General features: G+C 72.0%; 19 protein-coding genes. 9 read left to right on the top strand and 10 right to left on the bottom strand.

Annotated features, from left to right (window positions below; all coding sequences use genetic code 11):
- Positions 1-22 precede the first annotated feature (22 nt).
- Both purL and DEJ13_RS02840 read left to right on the top strand, forming a co-directional pair.
- Positions 23-2,404: a phosphoribosylformylglycinamidine synthase subunit PurL gene (gene purL, locus DEJ13_RS02845; RefSeq protein WP_111107726.1), complete on the top strand. Its 2,382-nt coding sequence runs from the start codon at positions 23-25 to the stop codon at positions 2,402-2,404.
- Positions 2,405-2,415: 11 nt separating this feature from the next.
- Positions 2,416-3,351: an NAD(P)-dependent oxidoreductase gene (locus tag DEJ13_RS02840; RefSeq protein WP_258374163.1), complete on the top strand. Its 936-nt coding sequence runs from the start codon at positions 2,416-2,418 to the stop codon at positions 3,349-3,351.
- 89 nt (positions 3,352-3,440) lie between these two features.
- Here the strand turns inward: DEJ13_RS02840 and DEJ13_RS02835 are convergent, their stop codons facing one another.
- Complete coding sequence (locus DEJ13_RS02835) at positions 3,441-4,574, bottom strand: lactonase family protein (protein ID WP_111107695.1); 1,134 nt, start codon at positions 4,572-4,574, stop codon at positions 3,441-3,443.
- Entirely contained in the window at positions 4,571-4,876 is a 306-nt protein-coding gene (locus tag DEJ13_RS02830) for a chorismate mutase (RefSeq protein ID WP_111107694.1), read from the bottom strand. Before DEJ13_RS02830 ends, DEJ13_RS02835 begins: the two co-directional genes overlap by 4 nt.
- Positions 4,877-4,954: 78 nt before the next feature.
- Between DEJ13_RS02830 and DEJ13_RS02825 the strand changes: the two genes are divergently transcribed.
- A complete protein-coding gene (locus tag DEJ13_RS02825; protein WP_111107724.1) occupies positions 4,955-5,359 on the top strand; it encodes a DUF1304 domain-containing protein in 405 nt (134 codons plus the stop codon).
- A gap of 129 nt (positions 5,360-5,488) precedes the next feature.
- On the opposite strand, the gene DEJ13_RS02820 is transcribed toward DEJ13_RS02825, so the two are convergent.
- Positions 5,489-6,502, bottom strand: coding sequence for an iron-siderophore ABC transporter substrate-binding protein (locus tag DEJ13_RS02820; RefSeq protein ID WP_258374162.1), 1,014 nt, complete (start codon positions 6,500-6,502; stop codon positions 5,489-5,491).
- 58 nt (positions 6,503-6,560) lie between these two features.
- On the opposite strand from DEJ13_RS02820, the gene DEJ13_RS02815 reads away from it, so the two are divergent.
- Entirely contained in the window at positions 6,561-7,436 is an 876-nt protein-coding gene (locus DEJ13_RS02815) for a shikimate dehydrogenase family protein (protein ID WP_111107693.1), read from the top strand.
- A gap of 16 nt (positions 7,437-7,452) precedes the next feature.
- Here DEJ13_RS02815 and DEJ13_RS02810 read toward each other — a convergent pair whose 3' ends face one another.
- From DEJ13_RS02810 to DEJ13_RS02800, 3 genes are read right to left on the bottom strand one after another with little or no spacing between them, the layout of a single operon-like run.
- On the bottom strand, positions 7,453-8,403 hold the full coding sequence (locus DEJ13_RS02810; protein WP_111107692.1) for an SDR family NAD(P)-dependent oxidoreductase: 951 nt from the start codon (positions 8,401-8,403) through the stop codon (positions 7,453-7,455).
- 8 nt (positions 8,404-8,411) lie between these two features.
- The gene (locus DEJ13_RS02805) at positions 8,412-8,795 is read right to left on the bottom strand and encodes a YchJ family protein (RefSeq protein WP_111107691.1); all 384 of its coding nucleotides are present in this window, start codon (positions 8,793-8,795) and stop codon (positions 8,412-8,414) included.
- A gap of 13 nt (positions 8,796-8,808) precedes the next feature.
- A complete protein-coding gene (locus tag DEJ13_RS02800; RefSeq protein ID WP_111107690.1) occupies positions 8,809-9,234 on the bottom strand; it encodes an organic hydroperoxide resistance protein in 426 nt (141 codons plus the stop codon).
- 121 nt (positions 9,235-9,355) lie between these two features.
- On the opposite strand from DEJ13_RS02800, the gene DEJ13_RS02795 reads away from it, so the two are divergent.
- Positions 9,356-10,033 carry a hypothetical protein gene (locus DEJ13_RS02795; RefSeq protein ID WP_111107689.1) on the top strand — a complete coding sequence of 226 codons (678 nt, stop codon included), beginning with the start codon at positions 9,356-9,358 and terminating at the stop codon, positions 10,031-10,033.
- A 6-nt stretch (positions 10,034-10,039) separates the two neighbouring features.
- Positions 10,040-10,642, top strand: coding sequence for a hypothetical protein (locus tag DEJ13_RS02790; RefSeq protein WP_111107688.1), 603 nt, complete (start codon positions 10,040-10,042; stop codon positions 10,640-10,642).
- Between the two features lie 102 nt (positions 10,643-10,744).
- On the opposite strand, the gene DEJ13_RS02785 is transcribed toward DEJ13_RS02790, so the two are convergent.
- A complete protein-coding gene (locus DEJ13_RS02785) occupies positions 10,745-10,906 on the bottom strand; it encodes a hypothetical protein (protein WP_181437103.1) in 162 nt (53 codons plus the stop codon).
- Positions 10,907-10,968: 62 nt separating this feature from the next.
- On the opposite strand from DEJ13_RS02785, the gene DEJ13_RS02780 reads away from it, so the two are divergent.
- The gene (locus DEJ13_RS02780) at positions 10,969-11,742 is read left to right on the top strand and encodes an SOS response-associated peptidase (RefSeq protein WP_111107687.1); all 774 of its coding nucleotides are present in this window, start codon (positions 10,969-10,971) and stop codon (positions 11,740-11,742) included.
- A 122-nt stretch (positions 11,743-11,864) separates the two neighbouring features.
- Here DEJ13_RS02780 and DEJ13_RS02775 read toward each other — a convergent pair whose 3' ends face one another.
- Complete coding sequence (locus DEJ13_RS02775; RefSeq protein WP_111107686.1) at positions 11,865-17,324, bottom strand: beta strand repeat-containing protein; 5,460 nt, start codon at positions 17,322-17,324, stop codon at positions 11,865-11,867.
- Positions 17,325-17,517: 193 nt separating this feature from the next.
- Here DEJ13_RS02775 and DEJ13_RS02770 point away from each other — a divergent pair, with 193 nt between their 5' ends.
- Positions 17,518-18,426: a VanZ family protein gene (locus DEJ13_RS02770; protein WP_111107685.1), complete on the top strand. Its 909-nt coding sequence runs from the start codon at positions 17,518-17,520 to the stop codon at positions 18,424-18,426.
- 27 nt (positions 18,427-18,453) lie between these two features.
- Here the strand turns inward: DEJ13_RS02770 and DEJ13_RS02765 are convergent, their stop codons facing one another.
- Complete coding sequence (locus DEJ13_RS02765; RefSeq protein ID WP_111107684.1) at positions 18,454-18,783, bottom strand: hypothetical protein; 330 nt, start codon at positions 18,781-18,783, stop codon at positions 18,454-18,456.
- A gap of 271 nt (positions 18,784-19,054) precedes the next feature.
- Here DEJ13_RS02765 and DEJ13_RS02760 point away from each other — a divergent pair, with 271 nt between their 5' ends.
- Positions 19,055-19,186, top strand: coding sequence for a hypothetical protein (locus tag DEJ13_RS02760; protein ID WP_258374161.1), 132 nt, complete (start codon positions 19,055-19,057; stop codon positions 19,184-19,186).
- A gap of 102 nt (positions 19,187-19,288) precedes the next feature.
- On the opposite strand, the gene DEJ13_RS02755 is transcribed toward DEJ13_RS02760, so the two are convergent.
- Positions 19,289-19,831: a sortase gene (locus tag DEJ13_RS02755; protein ID WP_111107683.1), complete on the bottom strand. Its 543-nt coding sequence runs from the start codon at positions 19,829-19,831 to the stop codon at positions 19,289-19,291.
- Positions 19,832-20,126 lie beyond the last annotated feature (295 nt).

Raw genomic sequence — 20,126 nt, 5'->3', positions numbered from 1 at the left:
CTCAATAGGGAACGACAACACCGTGACGACCCACGTTCGCCCGAAGCCCGACACCGTGCAGGACGCGGCGGCGACGCCCGACAAGGACCAGCCGTACGAGGCCCTCGGGCTCAAGGCGGACGAGTACGCGAAGATCCGCGAGATCCTCGGCCGTCGCCCCACCTCGGGTGAGCTGGCGATGTACTCGGTCATGTGGTCGGAGCACTGCTCGTACAAGTCGAGCAAGAACTACCTCCGGCAGTTCGGCAAGAAGGTCACGCCGGAGATGACGAAGAACCTGATGGTCGGCATGGGCGAGAACGCCGGTGTCGTCGACATCGGCGACGGCTGGGCGGTCACCTTCAAGGTCGAGTCGCACAACCACCCGTCCTACGTCGAGCCGTACCAGGGCGCCGCCACGGGCGTCGGCGGCATCGTCCGCGACATCATCTCGATGGGTGCGCGTCCGGTGGCGGTCATGGACCAGCTCCGCTTCGGCGCGATCGACCACGAGGACACGGCCCGCGTCGTGCACGGGGTCGTCGGGGGCATCTCGTTCTACGGCAACTGCCTGGGCCTGCCGAACATCGGCGGCGAGACCTACTTCGACTCCGTGTACCAGGGCAACCCGCTGGTCAACGCCCTCGCGGTGGGTGTCCTGCGGCACGAGGACCTGCACCTGGCGAACGCCTCGGGCGCCGGCAACAAGGTCGTCCTCTTCGGCGCCCGCACCGGCGGCGACGGCATCGGCGGCGCGTCGATCCTGGCGTCCGACACCTTCACCGAGGGCGGCCCGACCAAGCGCCCCGCAGTGCAGGTCGGCGACCCCTTCGCCGAGAAGGTCCTGATCGAGTGCTGCCTCGAGCTCTTCCAGAAGGACCTCGTCGAGGGCATCCAGGACCTCGGCGCCGCGGGCATCTCGTGCGCCACGTCCGAGCTCGCCAGCAACGGCGACGGCGGCATGCACATCTCGCTCGACGACGTCCTGCTGCGGGACCCCACGCTCACGGCAGAGGAGATCCTCATGTCGGAGAGCCAGGAGCGCATGATGGCGGTCGTCCGTCCCGACAAGCTCGACGCCTTCCTGCAGGTCGTCGGCAAGTGGGAGGTCGAGACGAGCGTCCTCGGCGAGGTCACCGGCACCGGTCGTCTCGTGATCGACTGGCAGGGCCAGGAGATCGTCAACGTCGACCCGCGCACCGTCGCCGTCGACGGCCCCGTGTACGACCGCCCGGTCGCCTACCCGACCTGGATCGACGCGCTGCAGTCCGACGGCGCCGAGTCGCTCGACCGCCCGGAGACGGGGCCGGCCCTCAAGGCGCAGTTCCTGCAGTTGCTCGGGTCGCCGAACCTGGCGGACAAACGCTGGATCACGAACCAGTACGACACCTACGTGCTCGGCAACACCGCCTTGGCGTTCCCGGACGACGGCGGCATGATCCGCGTCGACGAGGAAACGGGCCTCGGCGTGACGATCGCGACGGACGCGAACGGCCGCTACTGCCAGCTCGACCCGAAGCAGGGCGCTCGCCTGGCCCTGGCCGAGGCGTACCGCAACGTCGCCGTCACCGGTGCCATCCCGGCGGCGGTGACCGACTGCCTGAACTTCGGCTCCCCGGAGAACCCCGAGGTGATGTGGCAGTTCTCCGAGGCGGTCGAAGGACTGGCGGACGGCTGCATGGAGCTCGGCATCCCGGTGACCGGCGGCAACGTGTCGTTCTACAACCAGACCGGCTCGACCCCGATCCACCCCACCCCCGTGGTCGGTGTGCTCGGTGTCATCGACGACGTCGCCAAGCGCGTGCCCTCGGGTTGGCAGGACGACGGCCACAACATCTACCTGCTCGGCACGACCGACCTCGAGCTCGACGGTTCGGCGTGGGCGGGCACCGTGCACGGGCACCTGGGCGGTCGCCCGCCCAAGGTCGACCTGGCCCACGAGAAGGACCTCGCCGCGCTGCTGCACGCCGCCACGGACGAGCAGCTGCTGACCAGCGCCCACGACCTGTCGGACGGCGGGCTCGCGCAGTCGCTCGCCGAGTCGGTCCTGCGCTTCGGGGTCGGCGCACGCGTCGTCCTCGACGAACTGCAGGAACGCGACGGCATCGACGTCGCCACGGCGCTGTTCTCGGAGTCGACCACGCGGGTGATCGTCACCGTCCGCCGCGAGGACGACGTCCGCTTCCAGGGCCTCTGCAACGGTCGGGGCTTCCCCGTCCTGCGCATCGGTGTGACCGACGGCCACTCGCAGGCCCTCGAGGTCCAGGGGGCGTTCGAGGTCTCGGTCGACGAACTCCGCGGCACGCACGGCGCGACCCTGCCGAGCCGCTTCGGCGACGTCATCCAGGAAACCGTGACCGAGGGCGTCCTGGGCCGCGGCCCGTTGGCGTCCGACGGCACGTTCTCGCCGCGCACCGACAGCTGAGGCCGGACGTCGTGAGCGCGAACCCCCGTACCGTCGTCACCCTGCCGTTCGCCGAACTCGTCGACCGGTTCGGCCCCGTGCCGGACGGCGTCGAGCTCGAGGTGTGGGACCTCGAAGAGCCGCACGAGCGGCCGAACGACATCGCGATCACGCTGCTGCCGTTCTACTTCCAGGGACGCCACCGGTGGCAGTACGTGCACGACCTGCCGAACCTGCGACTCCTGCAGCTGCCGAGTGCCGGGTACGAGCACGCGGTGCCGCACGTCCCCGCGCACGCGCAACTGGCGAACGGCCGGGGCATCCACGACGACGAGACCGCCGAGCTCGCCGTCGGTCTCGCACTCACGGCGCTGCGCGAGATCGGCCAGTTCCAGATCGACCGGACGAACCAGGTCTGGGACGTCCGGAAGACCCGGTCCCTGGCCGACCGTCGGGTGACCGTGGTCGGCTACGGCGCGATCGGAGGCGCCATCGCGACGCGCTTCGAAGCGTTCCGGACCGATGTCACCGTCGTCGCCAGGACCGCTCGCGAGCAGGACGGCCGCCAGGTGCACGCGTTCGACGAGCTGCCCGAACTCGCCCGCAGCACCGACGTCCTCGTCCTCATCGCCCCGCTCACCGACGAGACCGAACACCTGGTCGACGCGGCGCTGCTCGCGGCGCTGCCGGACGGTGCCCTCGTGGTGAACGTCGCGCGCGGCAAGGTCGTCGACACCGATGCCCTGGTGGCCGAGCTACTCGCTGGGCGGCTCTCGGCCGGGCTCGACGTCACGGACCCCGAGCCGCTGCCGCCCGGGCACCCGCTGTGGACGACGCCGAACACCGTGCTCACGCCGCACGTCGGTGGCAACACCGACCTCAGCGTGCCGCGGTCGATCGAGCTGATGCGGCGGCAGGTGTCGGCCCTTGCCGAGGGTCGCCCCTTCGAGAACCTGATCCAGACCTGACCCGGTCCGACCGGCACCAGCCCGACCGGCACCAGCCTGGCCAGCACCAGCCCGGCCAGCACCAGCCCGGCGCATGCCCCCCGGCAGCTCTAGCCGACCGGCACCACGCACGTCGGCGTGCCGACGGCGATCTGCCCGACGGACTCCCCCGGAACCCCGTCCGGCCCCACGGGCAACACCGCGATCGCGTCGGACCGCTCGTTCGCCACCAGGACGAACCCGGGCACCCGGGCGAAGTGCCGCGGCCAGACACCACCCGACGACGCCGACCCGACGACCGCCAACTGTCCGTCCAAGGCGTCGAGCACCACGATGACGTCCCGGCCCCGCACCGCGACGTACACCAGCCCGGAGTCGTCGACCTCGATGTGGCTCAGCAGGGACTCGCCCGCCCCCGTCGACACCGAGGCCACGGTGCGGAGCGACCCGCTCTCGTCACGGCGCAGCCGGTGGACGTGCCCGTCGAGTTCCCCGGCGACGAACAGGTCCCCGTCGAACCAGGCCATGTGCCTCGGCCCTGCCCCAGGCGCCACGTGGTGGACCCGGACCAGCACGAGCGACGACGAGTCATCAGCACCGGCACCGGCACCGGCGTCAGCACCAGCACCACCCACCGAGAACTCGTGGAGCGCGTCCCCGCCCAGGTCCGCCACCAGGATCGTGGCCTCTGGCGTCGCGATGGACTGGTGCGCATGCGGCCCGTCCTGCCGGTCGGCATCAGGGCCCGTCACGTCCGGCAGGACCTCGGTCGACGACGCGGCATCCGGCACCACGAGCGCGTCCCCCGGCCCCGCCGACGCCGCGAACGCCTCCGCCGCGACCAGGTCCACCGCGGTGACGGTCCCCGACGTGTAGTTCGTCAGCACCAGCACCCCGTCCGGGTCGACCCGGACGTGGCACGGCGCATCACCCCCGGCAGCGGCGGTCCACAGGTGCTCGAGCGCGGCCCCGTTCCGGCGGAAGGCCTGCACGCTGCCGTCGACGACCTCGGACACGGCGTACACGCGGTCACCCGCGACCGCCAGGAACGACGGGTCGTCCATCACGGCGACGGTCGACGCGACGCCGTCCTCGACGAGGGATATCCCGGTCGCGTTCCCGCCCCCCGTCGCGGTGTAGGACCCCACGAGCAATGCAGGCAACGCGGCCAGCGCAGGCAGCGCGGGCAACGCCGGCACCGCCGGCACCGCATCGGACGCAGCACCGGACGGCGCAGTGCTCACGCCTCGCCCTCGGCGATCTGCTCGTGGTGGTGGATGACCTCGGCGACGATGAAGTTCAGGAACTTCTCCGCGAACGCCGGGTCCAGGTGTGACTCCGCCGCGAGCGACCGCAGCCGCGAGACCTGCACCTGCTCGCGTGCCGGGTCGGCCGGCGGCATGCCCGCACTGGCCTTGAGGTACCCCACCCGCTGCGTGTACTTGAAGCGCTCTGCGAGCATGTGGATCACCGCGGCGTCGATGTTGTCGATGCTCTGCCGGATGCTCTGCAGCTCCGCCACGGCCGCGTCGTCGTACTCGCTCATGCGCCGAGCCTAACGGCGCTCGAGCGGCGCCACCCGAGGGTTACGACCGGCACCGCCGTCGATGGGAAGATGGGGTCCATGTCGGTCCTCCTCGTCCTCTCCTGCGTGTTCGCGATCCTCGCCGGACTGCTCCACGTCTACATCTTCTTCATGGAGTCGATCGCCTGGACGAGCCCCCGCGTCCGCAAGACCTTCGGCATCGCCTCCGACGCCGAAGCGCGCGCCACCCGCTCGCTCGCCTTCAACCAGGGCTTCTACAACCTGTTCCTGGCGATCGGCACCTTCCTCGGTGTGGTGCTCGCCTTCGCGGGCAACGGTGGGACGGGCTGGCCGCTCATCGTCTTCGGCACGGCGAGCATGCTCGCCGCAGCCGTGGTGCTCGTCGGCACGGGCCGTCGGTACCTCAGCACGGCGCTGATCCAGGGCTCGTTCCCGCTCATCGCGCTGCTCTTCGCCTTCCTGGGCTCGACCTTCGGCGTCTGATCCGACCGACGCGTCGGCTGGCGACGTGGTCGCCGGAACGCACTGGAGGCCCGGTGCACCCCCGGCGGACCGCAACCGGCCCGTGGGTGGTGATCCGGGCCTCCAGGCCGTTCAGCGGATCGAGGCGGCTCAGCCGAGCTTCGCCGCGAACTCGTCGGGCAGGCGCTTGAGCGCCCACTCGATCGCCGCGGTGGTGCCCATCGAGAACGCCGAGGACACGTCCTTGTCGTCGACGACGATGGAATGGCCGGCCTGGACCGACGGCACCTTCTGGAACAGCGGGTCGTTCTCGGCGGCCGAGGCCTCGACGTAGATCGGCAGGATCACCGTCAGGTCGGCGTTCAGCAGGTCGAGGTTCTCGTTCGACAGCGACACCGAGAACTGCTTGCCGGCTTCTTGGTCGATCTTCTCGGGGATGGTGAACCCGAGCTGCTGCATGAACTGCGCGCGGCTGTCGGCCGAGGCGTAGGCGCCGAAGCCCTCGGACGTGTAGGCCCCGATGACGGCGGTCTTGCCGTCGAACTCGGGGTGCGCCTTGCGTGCTGCGGCGTAGGCGTCGTCGACCCCGGACAGCAGCTTCTTGCCCTCGGTGACCTTCCCGAGCGCCTCGGCGATCATCGTGGTCTGCTGCTTCGTGGTGGCGAGGTAGTTCTCGCCGCCCTTCGGGATGGCCACGGTCGGCGCGATCGCGGAGAGCTTGCTGTAGCGGTCCTTGTCGCCCGAGGACTTGACGTCGAGGATCAGGTCCGGCTTGAGCTTGAGGATGTCCTCGTAGCTGGGCTCGAGCGTGTTGATGATCTTGGGCGACTTCGTGTAGGCGTCCTTGAGCCACGGCCCGACGCCGTCGCCACCGAACGCCAGCCAGTCGCTCGCGCCGACAGGCTGCACGCCGAGCTCGAGTGCCGTCTCGGCGTCGCCCCAGCCGAGGGCGACGACGCGCTTGGGCTGCGACTCGATGGTCGTGGTGCCGAGGCCGGTCGTGATGGACACCGGGAAGGCGCCGTCGCCGGAGGCGGTCGAGGTCGACTGCGCGGTCGTCGAACCGGAGGAGCACCCGGCGAGGACGAGCGAGGCGGCCACGACGGCGCCGGCTGCTGCGAGCACGCGGCGGAGGCGCTGCTTGGGGAGGGAGGATCGGATCACAGAGGTAAGGCTACCCTAAGCACCTGACGCCGAGCCGGGCTGACTATGCTCACAGACCGTGACCCCCACCTGGCACGACCCGGAGCGCACTGCCCTGTCCGTGCTCGGCTCCCCGATCACGCACTCCCTCTCCCCCACGCTGCACCTGGCGGCGTACGAGGTGCTCGGCCTGCCCTTCACCTACGACCGGCACGAGGTCGCCTCCGGCGGGCTCGACGCGTTCGTCGCGGCGCTCGGCCCGGAGCAGCGCGGGCTCAGCCTGACCATGCCGCTCAAGCGCGAGGTGCTGCCCCTGCTCGACCGGACGACACCGCTGGTCGACGAACTCGGCGTCGCGAACACGATGGCGTTCCGGACCTCAGGCGACCGGGTGCTGCGGTGGGGCGCGAACACCGACGTCGAGGGACTGGTCCGTCCCGTCGCCGCACTCGGGCACGTCCCCGGCGAGGCCACGATCCTGGGCGGCGGAGCCACCGCGGCGAGCGCCCTGACGGCGTCGCTGCGACTCGGGGCCTCGCTGGTCCGGGTCTTCGTCCGGGACACCGCGCGCGCCGGTGACCTGGTGACCCTGGCGACACGGCTCGGGGTGACGATCGAGGTGCACCCCCTGGCCGAGCTCGACCAGGCCGGCCCGCTCGGGTTCGTCGTGTCGACGCTCCCCGGTGGCGCTGCCGACGACCTGCACCTCGTGCCGAGCGGGCCGGACGCCGTGCTGTTCGACGTGGCCTACGAGCCGTGGCCGACGGCGGCGTCGAGTCGGTGGTCGGCTGCCGGAGGCCGGGTGCTGAACGGGCTCGACATGTTGACCGAGCAGGCGATCGGGCAGATCCGGTTCTTCCTGACCGGGGACGACGACGAGCTGCTGCCGGACGAGGCGGCCGTGCGCCGGGCGATGCGCGCCGCGGTGCGCCTGCCGGAGACGATCGGCGGGTAGTCGCAGCTGGCCGCAGCTACCCGCGGCTGCGGGCCTCGGCGTCGAGCAGCGCGACGGACACGTCCCACAGACGGTCGGCGTCGCGGGTGTCGAGCGCCCAGGGCAGCACCCCGTACAGGCCGTCCTGCACGGCATCGACCACGGCCGACTCGTGGCAGTCCTCGAAGTACTTCCCGCTGACGTCGGCGAGCTCGGGTGCCGTGGCGAGCAGCACGGAGGTCGCCGCTCCCTGCGCGGGGGTCTTGACGAGGTCCGCCGCCGCGACCTTGGTGGCCGCCAGGACGTCCGGGTCCCAGTGCTTCTGCAGGCCGGTCCAGATGCCGCCGGGCATGCAGGAGTTCGCGGTGATGCCGTCGTCGGCCCAGCGCAGGCCCACCCCGACGGCGAACAGGGCGTTCGCGGTCTTCGACTGGGCGTAGGCCAGCCCGGGCTCGTACGGGCGGCGCCGGAAGAACAGGTCGTCGAACACGACGGGCGACGAGCCGTGCCCGCTCGACGACACGGCGACGATGCGCGCCGACCCCGCTGCCGCCAGGGCGTCGTGCAGCCCGAGCGCCAGGGCGAAGTGCCCGAGGTGGTTCGTGGCGAACTGCGACTCCCACCCGGCGGGCGTGTACGTCTCGGGAGCGTCCATGATGCCGGCGTTGGCGATCAGCACGTCGAGCGGGCCGTCCCACGCGGCGGTGAACGCGTCGACCGAGGCCGGGCGGTCCAGGTGCAGCTCGAGGACCGTCGGTGCCGGACGCCCGGTCGACTCCGCGATGTCGGCTGCGACCCGGCGGCCGGCGTCGACGTCGCGGACGGCCATCGTCACGGCGGCTCCGGCCCCGGCGAGCGCCCGGGCCGTCTCGACGCCGATGCCCGACGCGGCGCCGGTGACGATCGCGGTGCGGCCGGTCAGGTCGATGCCGTCGAGGACCTCGGCGGCCGTCGTGCGGGCGCCGAACGTGGTGATGTCGCGGGGCATGGGACTCCTCAGCTGACGACCCCGTCCAGGTAGGACCAGCGGCCCTGCTCGCGCACGAAGTCGCTCGTCTCCTCGAGCGTGCCACGCTCGGTGTCGGTCCGCCACCACGCGCGGAAGGCGACCGTGCCCCGGGAGTCGAACGGGCCTCCGGCCTGGGTCGACAGCACGTCGAGCCGTGTCCAGCGCTGGTCGGCGTCGAGTTCGAGCGAGCTCGGCCGGGTGCTCGGGTGCCACGACGACAGCACGTACTCGGGCAGCCCCAGCGCGAAGGCGGAGAAGCGCGACCGCATGAGCCGTTCCGCGGTCGGAGCTGCGGCCCCGGCGTGCAGGGGACCGCAGCACTCGCCGTAGGGGTTGCCGCTCAGGCAGGGGCAACGGTCCGAGGGGTTCATGACGCCCAGCGTGTCAGTCGACGAGCGACAGCGTGACGGTGATGTTGCCCCGGGTGGCGTTCGAGTACGGGCAGATCTCGTGCGCCCGCTCGACGGCACGCTGGCGCTGGGTCTGCTCGACGTTGGGCGCGTAGACGTCCAGCTCGACCGCCAGCCCGAAGCCCCCGCTGCCGTTGCCGCCGATGCCGACCTCGGCGGAGACCTCGGCACCGGTGGTGTCGACGCCGAGCTCGCGGCCCGCGGCGTGCAGTGCACCGAGGAAGCACGCGGCGTACCCGGCGGCGAAGAGCTGCTCGGGGTTGGTGCCCTCGCCGCTGCCGCCCATCTCCTTCGGGGGGCGGGTGTCGAGGTCGAGGCGGTCGTCCTCGCTGCGGACGTGCCCGTCGCGGCCGCCCCCGGAGGCGTGGGCGACGGCGGTGTAGACGATGTCGAGACTCATGGCAGCAGATGAGCGCCCCTGCCTGGACGATCGCTGATCCAGCCCGGTGCCGTGCGGTGGTCGGTGCCGCCGCTGCGGGCACGTCGGGCGTGTCCGAGCCGGGGCCGAGTAGGAAAGGCCCATGTACTCCCTCGGATGGCGTGTCTTCCGCGACCACGTCGGTGGCGCCGTCCCCGCGGACCGGCGTCGTCGGTCGGTCGTCGTCGGCGTGCTCGTCGCCGTGGTCGTGGTCGTCGTCCTGGTGACGCTCGGGCTCGTCGCGGGGTGGCCCGACCTGCGAGACGGCGCGGACGCGGTCGGCGTGGCGCTGCTCGCGCTGGGGCTGGGGGTGTTCGGGGCGGCATGCGTGCCGCTGCGCCCGAGCACGGCCGACGGCACGCGGCTGTACTGGGGCGCGGTGTCGACGGCTCCGGAACCGAGCGAACGGTACTTCCGCCGCGGAGCAGCCCCGACGATCGACCCTGCCGACCGCGACGACGTGCTGCGTGACGCCCTCGCCATCCGCGCGGCCCTGGTGCCCGAGGTGTACCGCGGGCTGCTCGTCGTGGTCGCCGTCATCCTGTCGTTCACCGGCGTCGTCCTGTGGGCGGGGTCGTCGTTCCTGTTCCTGTGGGTCGCGGGGATGACCGTCGTCCGCACGGTCATCAGCCTCGCCCGTCTCGGCCGGGTCGAGCGTGCCCGGGCCCTGGCCGAGGTGCTGCCCGACGCACCGGCGCGGACCGCGGCACGCTCCGTGCGCCCCGGCCGTCCCGGCACCCGCTCGGGCTCGAAGATCGCCCTGCCCGGCGACGATCGGTAGCCGCGGGTGTTCCGACTCGGGTGGGAGACGTACCGGCAGGTCGTCCACGAGGTGGTGTCGCCGGCACGTGCACGCCGTGCGTTCGGCATCGCAGTCGTGTGCACCGTCCTCGCCGCCGTGGTGATGACCGCGCTCGAGGCCGCCGTCCACTGGACCGGGCACGACGCACCCGGCGCGGCGGTCGTCATCGCGCTGCTGTCGCTCGGCGTCGGGTCGGTCGCCTTCGCGTGCTGTCGTCTGACAGCGCCGGTCGCCCCGAACGCCACGATCAACGGACGGGAGGTCCGTCCCGACACCGCGCGCTCGCTACGGTGGTCCGTCCAGCGGTACGTCGGTGCCAGACCCCCGGCCATCGCGCCCGAGGACCGCGAGGCCGTCCTGGTCGACACGGCACTGTTCCGCCGTGGCGTGACGCTCGACCTGACCCGGGGGACGGCACTCATCGGCGGCGGCCTGCTGGCGGCGACGGGCCTGACGGTCGTCGGTGCCCCGCCCCTGTGGCCGGTGTTGATGGTGATCTACGGGGCGAACCTGCCGGCGACACTGCTGCGCCTCGGCCGCGCCGAGCGCGCCCGCCGTGCCGCGGAAGCGCTGACGCCCCGCCCCTGACCGAGCACCGCCGATCCGGTCTGCGACCCGCAGGGAACCGTGAACCGGATCGGCCGCTGACGAATCTGGTCGGCTGGCCTCGGGTTTCGCCAACCGGATTCGTCAGCGCGCAGGACGAACCACCCGCACCACCGCCGCCCGCACCCGCACCACCGCCGCCCGCACCGCCGCCACCGCCGCCCGCACCACCACTGCCGTCGCCGTCGCCACGCGCGCCACGCGCGCCACCGCAACCGTCGCCGCGCGCGCCACCGCGACCGTCACCGCCGCCGACCTCCCGGCAGCCCGAACGCGCCTCCGTCGGCGGCACGGGGCACACTGGGCGCATGTGTGGCCGCTTCGTCGTCTCCGACACCACCGCTGACCTGCTCCCCGAGCTCATGGGCGAGCTCGCCGCCCGCACCGAGCACGTGGACGAGGACTCGGGCGAGGTGCACTCCGGCCTGGCTCCGAGCTGGAACGTCGCCCCGACCGACCCCGTGTACGCCGTCCGGCAACGGCACGGCGAGCGCGAGCTCCCGCGCATCAGCTGGGGCTTCGTGCCGACCTGGGCGAAGGACTTCGCCAAGCAGCGCCCGAAGCCGATCAACGCGCGGATCGAGACCGTCGCCACGAGCGGCATGTTCAAGCGGGCCTTCACGACCAACCGCTGCATCGTCCCGGCCCAGGGCTACTACGAGTGGGTCGTGCGTGAGGACGGCAAGGAGCCCCACTTCGTGCACGAGCCCGGTGGCGCCCTGGCGATGGCGGGTGTCGTCAGCGCCTGGCCCGACCCGACCAAGGCCGAGGACGACCCCGACAAGTGGAAGCTCTCGCTCGCGATCATCACGCGTGACGCCCACGTCGCTCCGGGCGAGGTGCACGACCGCATGCCCGCGTTCCTCACGCCGGACGGCTACGACGACTGGCTCGGCGGCGACCTGGCTCCGGACGACCTGCTCGCGCTCCTCGACCACGAGTCGCTCGCGGTGGCGGCCGGCCTCGAGCAGTACGAGGTCGCCCGCGCCGTCAACAGCGTCCGCAACGATGGACCCCAGCTGATCGAGCCCGTCACGGGCGCAGGCGCTCCCGAACACCCCGGCGAGTCCACGCTCTTCTGACGAGACGCCGCCCGCCGCACCCGACCGCACCCACCGCACCCACCGCAACGGACGGGAGGCCCGGATCACCGGCGCCGATGCGCGACGGTGATCCGGGCCTCCCGTCCGTCAGCCGGTGTCGGTCAGCTGCGCGCGTTCCGTCGGCGCAGCATCAGGGCGAAGCCGGCCAGCAGCAGTGCGAGCGCTCCGAGCCCCAGGCCGACCAGGCCAGTGGCTCCCGTGAAGGCGAGCTGTGCGGCGTGCAGCTTGGCGGCCAGGCCGACCGGGTAGACCACGGTGATCGTGGCCTTGACGACCTGCCCGTCGCTGTCGGTCACGATGTACCCGACCTGCAGCGTGCCGGTGTGGTCGGCCGTCGGCGTGAAGGTGACCACGCCGTCGGACACGGTCCAGGTGCCCTCGCCCTCGACGGTCAGGCGGTCGACGCTCGCACCGGTCGCCGGGTCGAGCAGGTGCAGCGTGCTGCGCTTGAACGTCGCGCCACCGGTGGGGTGGTCGTTGTCGAGCGGCGCGATCGTGACGTGCTCGCCCTTGGTCCCGGTGGCCGAGTCGTCCGTCGCGACCGCGTGCGCGATGACGACCATCGTCGCCGTGGCGGTCGTGGTCTGCCCCGAGGCGTCCGTCACCGTGTAGGTGAACGTGTCCGTCCCGGTGAACCCGGCTGCCGGCGTGTAGACGTACGACCCGTCCCGAGCCACACGCGCGGTGCCGTGCGCGGGCTTCCGGTCGAGCGCCGCGGTCAGGCCCGTGCCGACGTCGTTCCGGAGCAGGCCGTGGCGCGCATCGGTGGCGACCGGCACCCCGGCGATCGTGCGACCGGAGTCGTCCACCGCGTCGATGCCGACCGTGATCGTCACGGTGCCGTCGACGCGCTGCCCGGAGGCGTCCTGCGCGCTGTACGTCACGTGGTCGATGCCGGAGAAGCCGGCGGCGGGCGTGTAGTCGAACGTGCCGTCCGCGGCGATGCCGACCGTGCCGTGCGCCGCGGTGCCGACCGCGACGACCCGCAGCTGCGAGCCGTGGTCGTTGCCGAGCACGCCGGGGCCCCGCACGGTGACGGACCTGCCCGCGGTGGTGCGGGTGCTGTCGTCACGCACGGTCGGGACGACGGTGATCGTCACGAGGCCGGTCGCGGTGTTCCCCTCGGCATCGGTGGCCGTGTAGGTGAAGGTGTCGACGCCCGACCAGTCCTCGGCCGGGGTGTAGACGTACGAGCCGTCCTTCGCCAGCTCGACGGTGCCGTGCGCCGGCTTCCGGTCGACCGCGGCCCAGAGCGCCGTGCCGGAGTCGCCCGTCAGCACGCCCGTCGCGGCCGAGGCCGTCACGGTGCCGTTCGTCGACGTCGTCGCGGTGTGGTCGAGCGCCACGGTGCCGACCAGCACGGTCACGGTCGCCGTCGTCGTCTGCCCCGAGGCGTCCGTCGCGGTGTACGTGAACGTGTCGGTGCCCGACGTGCCCGGCGCGGGCGTGTAGACCAGACCGCCGTCCGGGCCGTCGGTCACGGTGCCGTGCCGCGCGTCGCCGTGTCCGGTGACGTGCAGCCCGGTGCCGTGGTCGTTGCCGGTGAGCGTGTCGCTGCTGATCGGTAGCGCGGTGCCTGCCGGCGTGCTCAGGGCGTCCGCGACGGCCACGGGCTTCACGGTCACGGTGACCGTCGCGGTGGCGGTGCCTCCCGTGGCGTCGGCGACCGTGTAGTCGAACGTCGCGGTGCCGGAGAACCCGTCGGTGGGCGTGAAGGTCACGGTCCCCGCCCCGGTCGTCCGCGCGGTGCTCGGGACGGTCCCGGCGGACGACACGGCGGACACCGGGCCGACGGCCGTGACCCCAAGTCCGGTGCCGCTGTCGTTGGTCGTGACGGGGACGTCGACGGCGGTGCCCGCACGGGTGCTGACGGCGTCCGCCGCGGCCTTCGGGGCGACGGTGATGGTCACGGTCGTCGTCGCGGTGTTGCCCGAGCCGTCCTCCGCCGTGGCGTCGAACGTGTCCGGACCGGAGTACCCCGGCGTCGGCGTGTACGTGTACGACCCGTCCTTGTCGACCGTCACCGAACCGTGTGCGGGGTCGCTGTTGTCGACGACGTGCAGGTCGGTGCCGGTCGAGCCGGCCAGGACGCCCTGGTCCGCCGGCACGACGAGCTCGCCGTCCGCGGTGGCCGTGGTGTCCGGCGCGGCGAGCACGGGCGTGATCGTGACGGTGACGGTGCCGGTCGCGGTGTTGTTGTTCGCGCCGGTGACCTCGTACGTGAACGTGTCCGTGCCGGAGGTGCCCGGAGCGGGCGTGTACGTCACGGTGCCGTCGCCGTTCAGCACGACCGAGCCGGTGCCCGCGTCACGCACGCCGGTGACCGTCAGGCCCGTGCCGTGGTCGTTCGCCGTCAGGTCGCGGGACGTCACGGCGACGGGCGCGTTCGCCGTCGTCGCGATGGTGTCCGGCGTGGTGCTCGGCTTCACGGTGATGCTGACCAGCCCGGTGGACGTGTTGCCGTCCGGGTCGGTCGCGGTGTACGTGAAGGAGTCCGGCCCGGAGTAGCCGTCCTTCGGGGTGTACGTGTAGCTGCCGTCCGCCGCCAGGTCGACGGTCCCGTGCAGGGGCTTCACGTCGACGGTGGCGCGCAGGTCGGTGCCGCGGTCGTTGGCCAGGACGCCCTCGCCCGCCGGGACGGTGAGCGTCGAGCCCGCCGTGGCCGTCGCCGCGTCAGCCGTCGCCATCGGGCCGACGATCACGACGACCCAGCTGGAGGTCGGCTGCCCCGAGCCGTCCGCGGCGTCGTACCGGAACGTGCCGGTGCCCGAGAAGCCGGTGTCGGGGGTGAACACCGCGTTGCCGGAGGCGTCGGGCGCGACCGTGCCGTGTTCGGCGTCACGGTAGCCGGTGACGTGCATCCCGGTGCCGACGTCGTTGCCCGTCAGGGTCGTGGCGGCGACGGTCACGGGCTGGTCCGCCGTGGTCGCGGCCGAGTCGGGCAGCGCGCGCGGCGTCACCGTGACCGTCACGGTCGCGGTGCGGGAGACCAGTCCGGCGGTGTCGGTCACACGGTAGCTGAAGTGGTCGGTACCCGAGGAGCCCGTGGTGGGCGTGTAGTCCACCGAGCCGTCGTCGGCGACCACGACCCGGCCGGCGGTGGGGCCGTCGACGATCGTGGTCGTCAGTCCGGTGCCGTGGTCGTTGCCCTGCACGTCGATGGTGACGGGCTCGTTGGCACGGGTGCTCGCGGTGTCGTCAGCCGCGGCCGGCACCACCGTCAGGGAGACCGTCGCCGTGGACAGGGCGCCGGACGAGTCCTGCACCGTGTAGGTGAACGAGTCCGTGCCCGAGAACCCCGCGACCGGCGTGTACCGGTACGCGCCGGTCGCCTCGTCGAGCTCGAGCGCGCCGTGGGCCGGCTGGTCGTTCGTCACGATGGTCAGCCCGGCGCCCAGGTCGTTGCCGAGGACGCCGTCCGCGCGGGTCGTCGTCACGACGGCGTCTCCGGCGGTGGTGGTCGCGGCGTCGTCGACGGCCTCCGGGGCGACGTGCACGGTGACCGTGACGGTGTCGCTCGAGGTGCCGTCGGTGACGGTGTAGTCGAACTGGTCCGGTCCGGAGTACCCGTCGGTCGGCGTGTACGTGTACGACCCGTTCTTCCCGACGACGACCGAACCGTGGGCGGGCTGCGTGGAACCGGAGACGGTCAGGCCGGTGCCCTGGTCATCGGCCAGGAGGCCCGGTGCGGCTCCGACGGTCGGCTGTCCGGCCGTCGCGGCGACGGTGTCCGCCCCCGCGGTCGGCACGACCGTGACCGTCACGGTGGCCGTGGTCTGGTGGCCCTTGGCGTCCTGGGCCACGTAGGTGAAGGAGTCCGAGCCGGAGAAGCCGTCGGCCGGGGTGAAGCGGTAGGCGCCGTCGGCGTCCACGGTCACGGAGCCGTGCGCCGGCTTCGTGTTCGACACGACGGTGAGTCCGTTGCCGGTGTCGTTCGCGAGCAGGCCGGAGGCGGCGTCCGCCGTGGCCGTCGAGCCCGCGTGCACGGTGACGGCGTCGTCGGCGGCGGTCGGCGTGACGGTGATCGTCACGGTGCCGGTCTGCTGCTGCCCGGAGCCGTCCTCCGCCACGTAGGTGAAGGTGTCCGTGCCGGAGAACCCGGCGTCGGAGGTGTAGGTGTACGAGCCGTCGGGGTTGACGGTCGCGGTGCCGTGGGCGGGCGTCGTGTTCGACACGACGGACAGGCCGTCACCGGTGTCGTTCGCCAGGACGCCCTGCGCTGCCGGCACCGACAGGGTCTCGCCCGTCACGGCCACGCCGGTGTCCGAGGTCGTCGCGACGTGGGTGCGGCGCATGGTGTCGGTGAACAGCACGACGACGTCGGTGCCGTCAGAGGACGTGGCCTTGGGGAAGGTGAAGGACGCGGTGTTCCCGGTGCCCTCGGCGACCTTGCGCCCGCTGTTGACGTCGGTGGCGGTCCACGTGGTCGTGTAGTCGGACAGGTCGGTGGTGCCCGCGGCGGTCTGCGTCACGGTGTAGTGCTTGTCCGGCGTGACCAGGATCGCGCCGGCCTTCTGGCGCTGGAGGCCTGTGTCGGTGCCGCTCGTGGTCGCGGTCGTGCCGCTGTTCGTGCTCGTGATGCCGTCGCCGGTGATGGCCAGGCCGAACTGGTCGCCGCTGTTCCAGCGCTGGTCGACGCTCGACTGCCCGGCGACGGTGTCGGCGTAGTTGCAGGTCGCCAGGTCGGAGGCCGCGAAGTTGCCGGCCACGGGGAACGAGCGCACCTGGGCGCCCGAGGTGGGGTCGAGCTGGTAGATCGTGGTCGTCGAGACGTTGTTGGCGGTCGTGGTGTTCGACACGTACAGGTAGCCGTCGGACGAGAACGCGATGCCCGGGCTCGAGGTGCCGGCGGGCAGCGTCGCGATCTCGGTCGTGGTCAGCGCGGTCGTGCCGGTGCTGGTCGGGACCGCGTCGGTGTTGACGCGGTAGACCTTGTCGGCCGCCACCACGAAGAACAGCCCGCCCGAGCTGAACGCGAAGTCGCCGTTGCCGGCCTTGAGCCCGTTGACCTGCCCGACCTGGCCGAGGTACTGCTTCTTGGCCGGGTCGTACGCGCCGAGCCACCCGGTGTTGTCGCCGTAGTAGTAGATGCCCGTGACGGGGTTCACCGCGCCGCGGATGACCGGCCGGACCTTGTCGGTGGCGATGGGCGCCGAGGCGGTCCCCGTCGCCGGGTCGTAGGAGCGCAGGGTGGCGTTCTGGTTGTTCGCGTTGCCGTTCGCTGCCGCGTACATCGCGGTGCCCTCGCGCGAGATGCCGAGGCCGTTGTTCGCCTGCAGGCCGAGGTCGGCGACGTCGACCGTCGCGCCCTTCGAGTCCGCCGCACTGATGTCGATCGCGACGACCTTGCCCGCGCTGTTCGTCGCGTAGAGCGTGTTCTGGTCGCAGACGAAGTGCCCGTCCGTGGTGGCGGTGACCGCGGCCGACGCCGGGGTCGCGGCGACCACGGCGGAGGTGGTGCTCAGGCCGGCGCCGACGAGCAGCGCGGCCGCGAGGACGGCGAGGGGGCGGACGCCACGACGGCGCGCGGGCACGGCGGTGCCCCGGTGAGCAGGCAGCATGAGTCTCTTTCGGGTCGAGGCTGTCGAGCGCGTCCACGCCGTCGTCACGGTCAGGGAACCGGAGAACGGACGTTCGCGCTGAGCAGATCCTGACAGGTCGTCATCAGGCTGTGGGGTGCGCCGCGGTCCCCAGTAGTGGGGACCTCCCAGTACGGGTGCCAGCCGGCAACCGGTAGCGTCGGACCTCGTGACCATGCCCCGACGGACCGCGATCGCCCGGTTCGTGCTGGGCTGCGCGGTGCTCCTCGCCGTGGTGGTGGCGACGCTGCCCGGGGTGGCGAGTGGGGCCGTGGAGCTGTTCCGTGCCGGGGTCGCAGCGCTGCGCGGTGTCGGACACGGCCTCCTGTCCGTCGAGGACGGCTTCGTCACCGCAGCCGCCGTGACCCTCGTCGTCGTCCCGCTGCCCGCGCTCGTCGCCGCTGCCGGCCGCGGAGCCGCCGCGGTCGCCGGTTGGCGCGCCTCGGTCTGGGCGGCCGTCGCCTGCGTCGTCGTGGTGTCCATCCGCGCCGCCCAGGGCACGACGCCGGGGCCGACCTGGGTGTCCGGCGTCCTGGCGTCCGCGGTCGGCGTGCTGCTGGGCTGCCTGCTGCTCGCCGCCCTGCGCACACGGGCTGTCGCGCCGACGCCCCGTAGCCGACGCCTGGCGACCACGCTGCTCGCGCTCTACGGCATCGGCGTGCTGCTGGTGGGGTTCTGGGGCTCCCCCGTCGACGCGGGCGCGCACCCGGGGATCCTGCGGGTGCTCGACCTGGCGCACCGCGCCGGGCTGCCGCTCTGGTTCGGGTACGGGGCGCTCGAGTTCACCGCGAACGTGCTGTTCTTCGTGCCGCTCGGCCTGCTCGTCGTGCTGCGGCTGGGGACCCGTGCCTGGTGGGCCGGAGCTGCGGCCGGGCTGGTCGTCAGCGCCGCGATCGAGGTCGGCCAGGCACTCTTCCTGCCCGCGCGGTTCGCGTCCCTGGACGACGTGCTCGCGAACACGAGCGGTGCCGTCATCGGCGCCATGGCCGGTGTCGTGTTGCTGGGCCTGCGCGGTCGGCGGACGACCGCGGGAACGACGGCCCCGGGAACGACGAAGCCCCGCCGGAGTGCGGCGGGGCGTTGATCGTTCGGGTGGCTCGGGTGGTTCGGGTCAGCTGGCGTGACGGATGACGTCCGGCAGGACGGTGTGCAGTCGCTCGGCGAGCTTGGCCTGCGCTTCTGCCAGGGTGCGGAAGTCCCCGACGTACTGGCCGAAGGTGTCGGACACGAAGTAGTGGGTGCCCTGCTTGTCGACCGTGCCGCCGTAGTAGCCGCCGTAGTTCGCCGCCCACAGCCCGGTGTCGGGACGGGTCCAGAGGATGCGGGCACGCTGCGGTTCGGCAGTGGTGACGACCTCGGCTTCGATGGCGGCGATGACCTCGATGGTCTCCGTGTCGAGGGTCACTTCGGCGACGTCGGGGTGGGTCTCGGTCATGCTCATGTCGCTGCTCCTTGGCGATCCGGGGTACGTGTCCTGATGCCCACAACGCTATGTCCTGCGCCCCGGGTGCCGCGACCACTCCCGTGGATTCACGGGATCTGTCAATGCGGAGGACAGGATGATCCCCGTGTTTCCGGGCCGGTACGATCGCGTTTCGGGGTACAGGCCTCGGGCGGGGTACTCGCGATCTGGACACGGTCCAACAACTCCGACGGATCGGGAATGCGGGTGGAGCGGTACAGCCCACAGGTTGGTGCCGCACACTCGCCACATGGACTCCCGCGACCGCTCCCCTCGTCAGATGAAGCGACCCGGGCGGACGCCGGTCTGGCTGTACGTCGTGCTGGCCGTGGTGGCCGTGGTCGCCGTGGTGCTGGTGATGGTGGCACTGGCGACGCGCTGAGCAGCTCAGGGGCGGCGGGTGCCGCTGGGTGCCCCTCCGCGCCGGAACGACGAAGCCCCCGCAGCCAGATGGCTGCGGGGACTTCGTTCAGTGTGTCGAGACTCAGACGGTCTCGCGCTGGCGACGGACCGAGCCGCGGACGACCAGCAGGCCACCACCGAGCAGGACAGCGCCGCCGCCGACCCAGAGGGCGAGGGCGGAGATGGTGCCACCGGTGAAGGCGAGGGTGCCGTTGCCAGTAGCGGCAGCCGCGGCGGCGTCGGCCGGACGGACCGTGAGGGCCGTCGTGCCGACGTTGCCCGACGTCGCTCCGGTCGCGGTGAGCGAGTAGGTACCCGACGCCCCGGCCGGCAGCGTGACGCGCGGCGAGACGGCGCCCGAAGCGGAAGCCGTGTACGCCTTGGTGACGGTCGTGGTCGGCAGCGCGCCGAGGGTGACTGCGCCAGCGCCGGTGACGGAGACGTTGACCGTCTCGTTGCCGACGAACGAACCCGGGCCGAAGTTGATGACGGTGGTGCCACCGGCGACGGAGCTACCCGAAACCGAGACGTTCGACGTCGGGACGTAGCCGGCCGCGTTGGCAGCAGCAGGCGTTGCGATGAGTGCGGCGCCAGCCAGCACGACCGCAGCAATGAGCTTCTTCATGAAGTTGTTCCCCTAGTGATCTGACTTCCAGACCCTGAGACCCAGAGCCCTGACCCCTCGCGTGTGTGTCAACCGGTCAGCGTGGTTCCCTGAGGCGATTGGCGAAGTTCACTCAACCTAGCGGACGTTCACAGCACACACGCAAGGTAATTGTGTCGATCTCGTGAACTCTCGTGCTCACAGAAGGCCCGTTCTACGCGACTCACCGCCGTCCAGCATCGGCTCGTCTCCTCGTTTCCCCTGATCAACGGAATTTCGGACCTAGGCGGGACTGCTCCGACCGACCGCAGTCGCG

This window comes from Curtobacterium sp. MCLR17_007 (genome assembly GCF_003234655.2).
Classification (GTDB): Bacteria; Actinomycetota; Actinomycetes; order Actinomycetales; family Microbacteriaceae; genus Curtobacterium.
The sequence above is the reverse complement of the archived record's forward strand: the minus strand, read 5'-3'. Positions and strand labels throughout refer to the sequence as shown.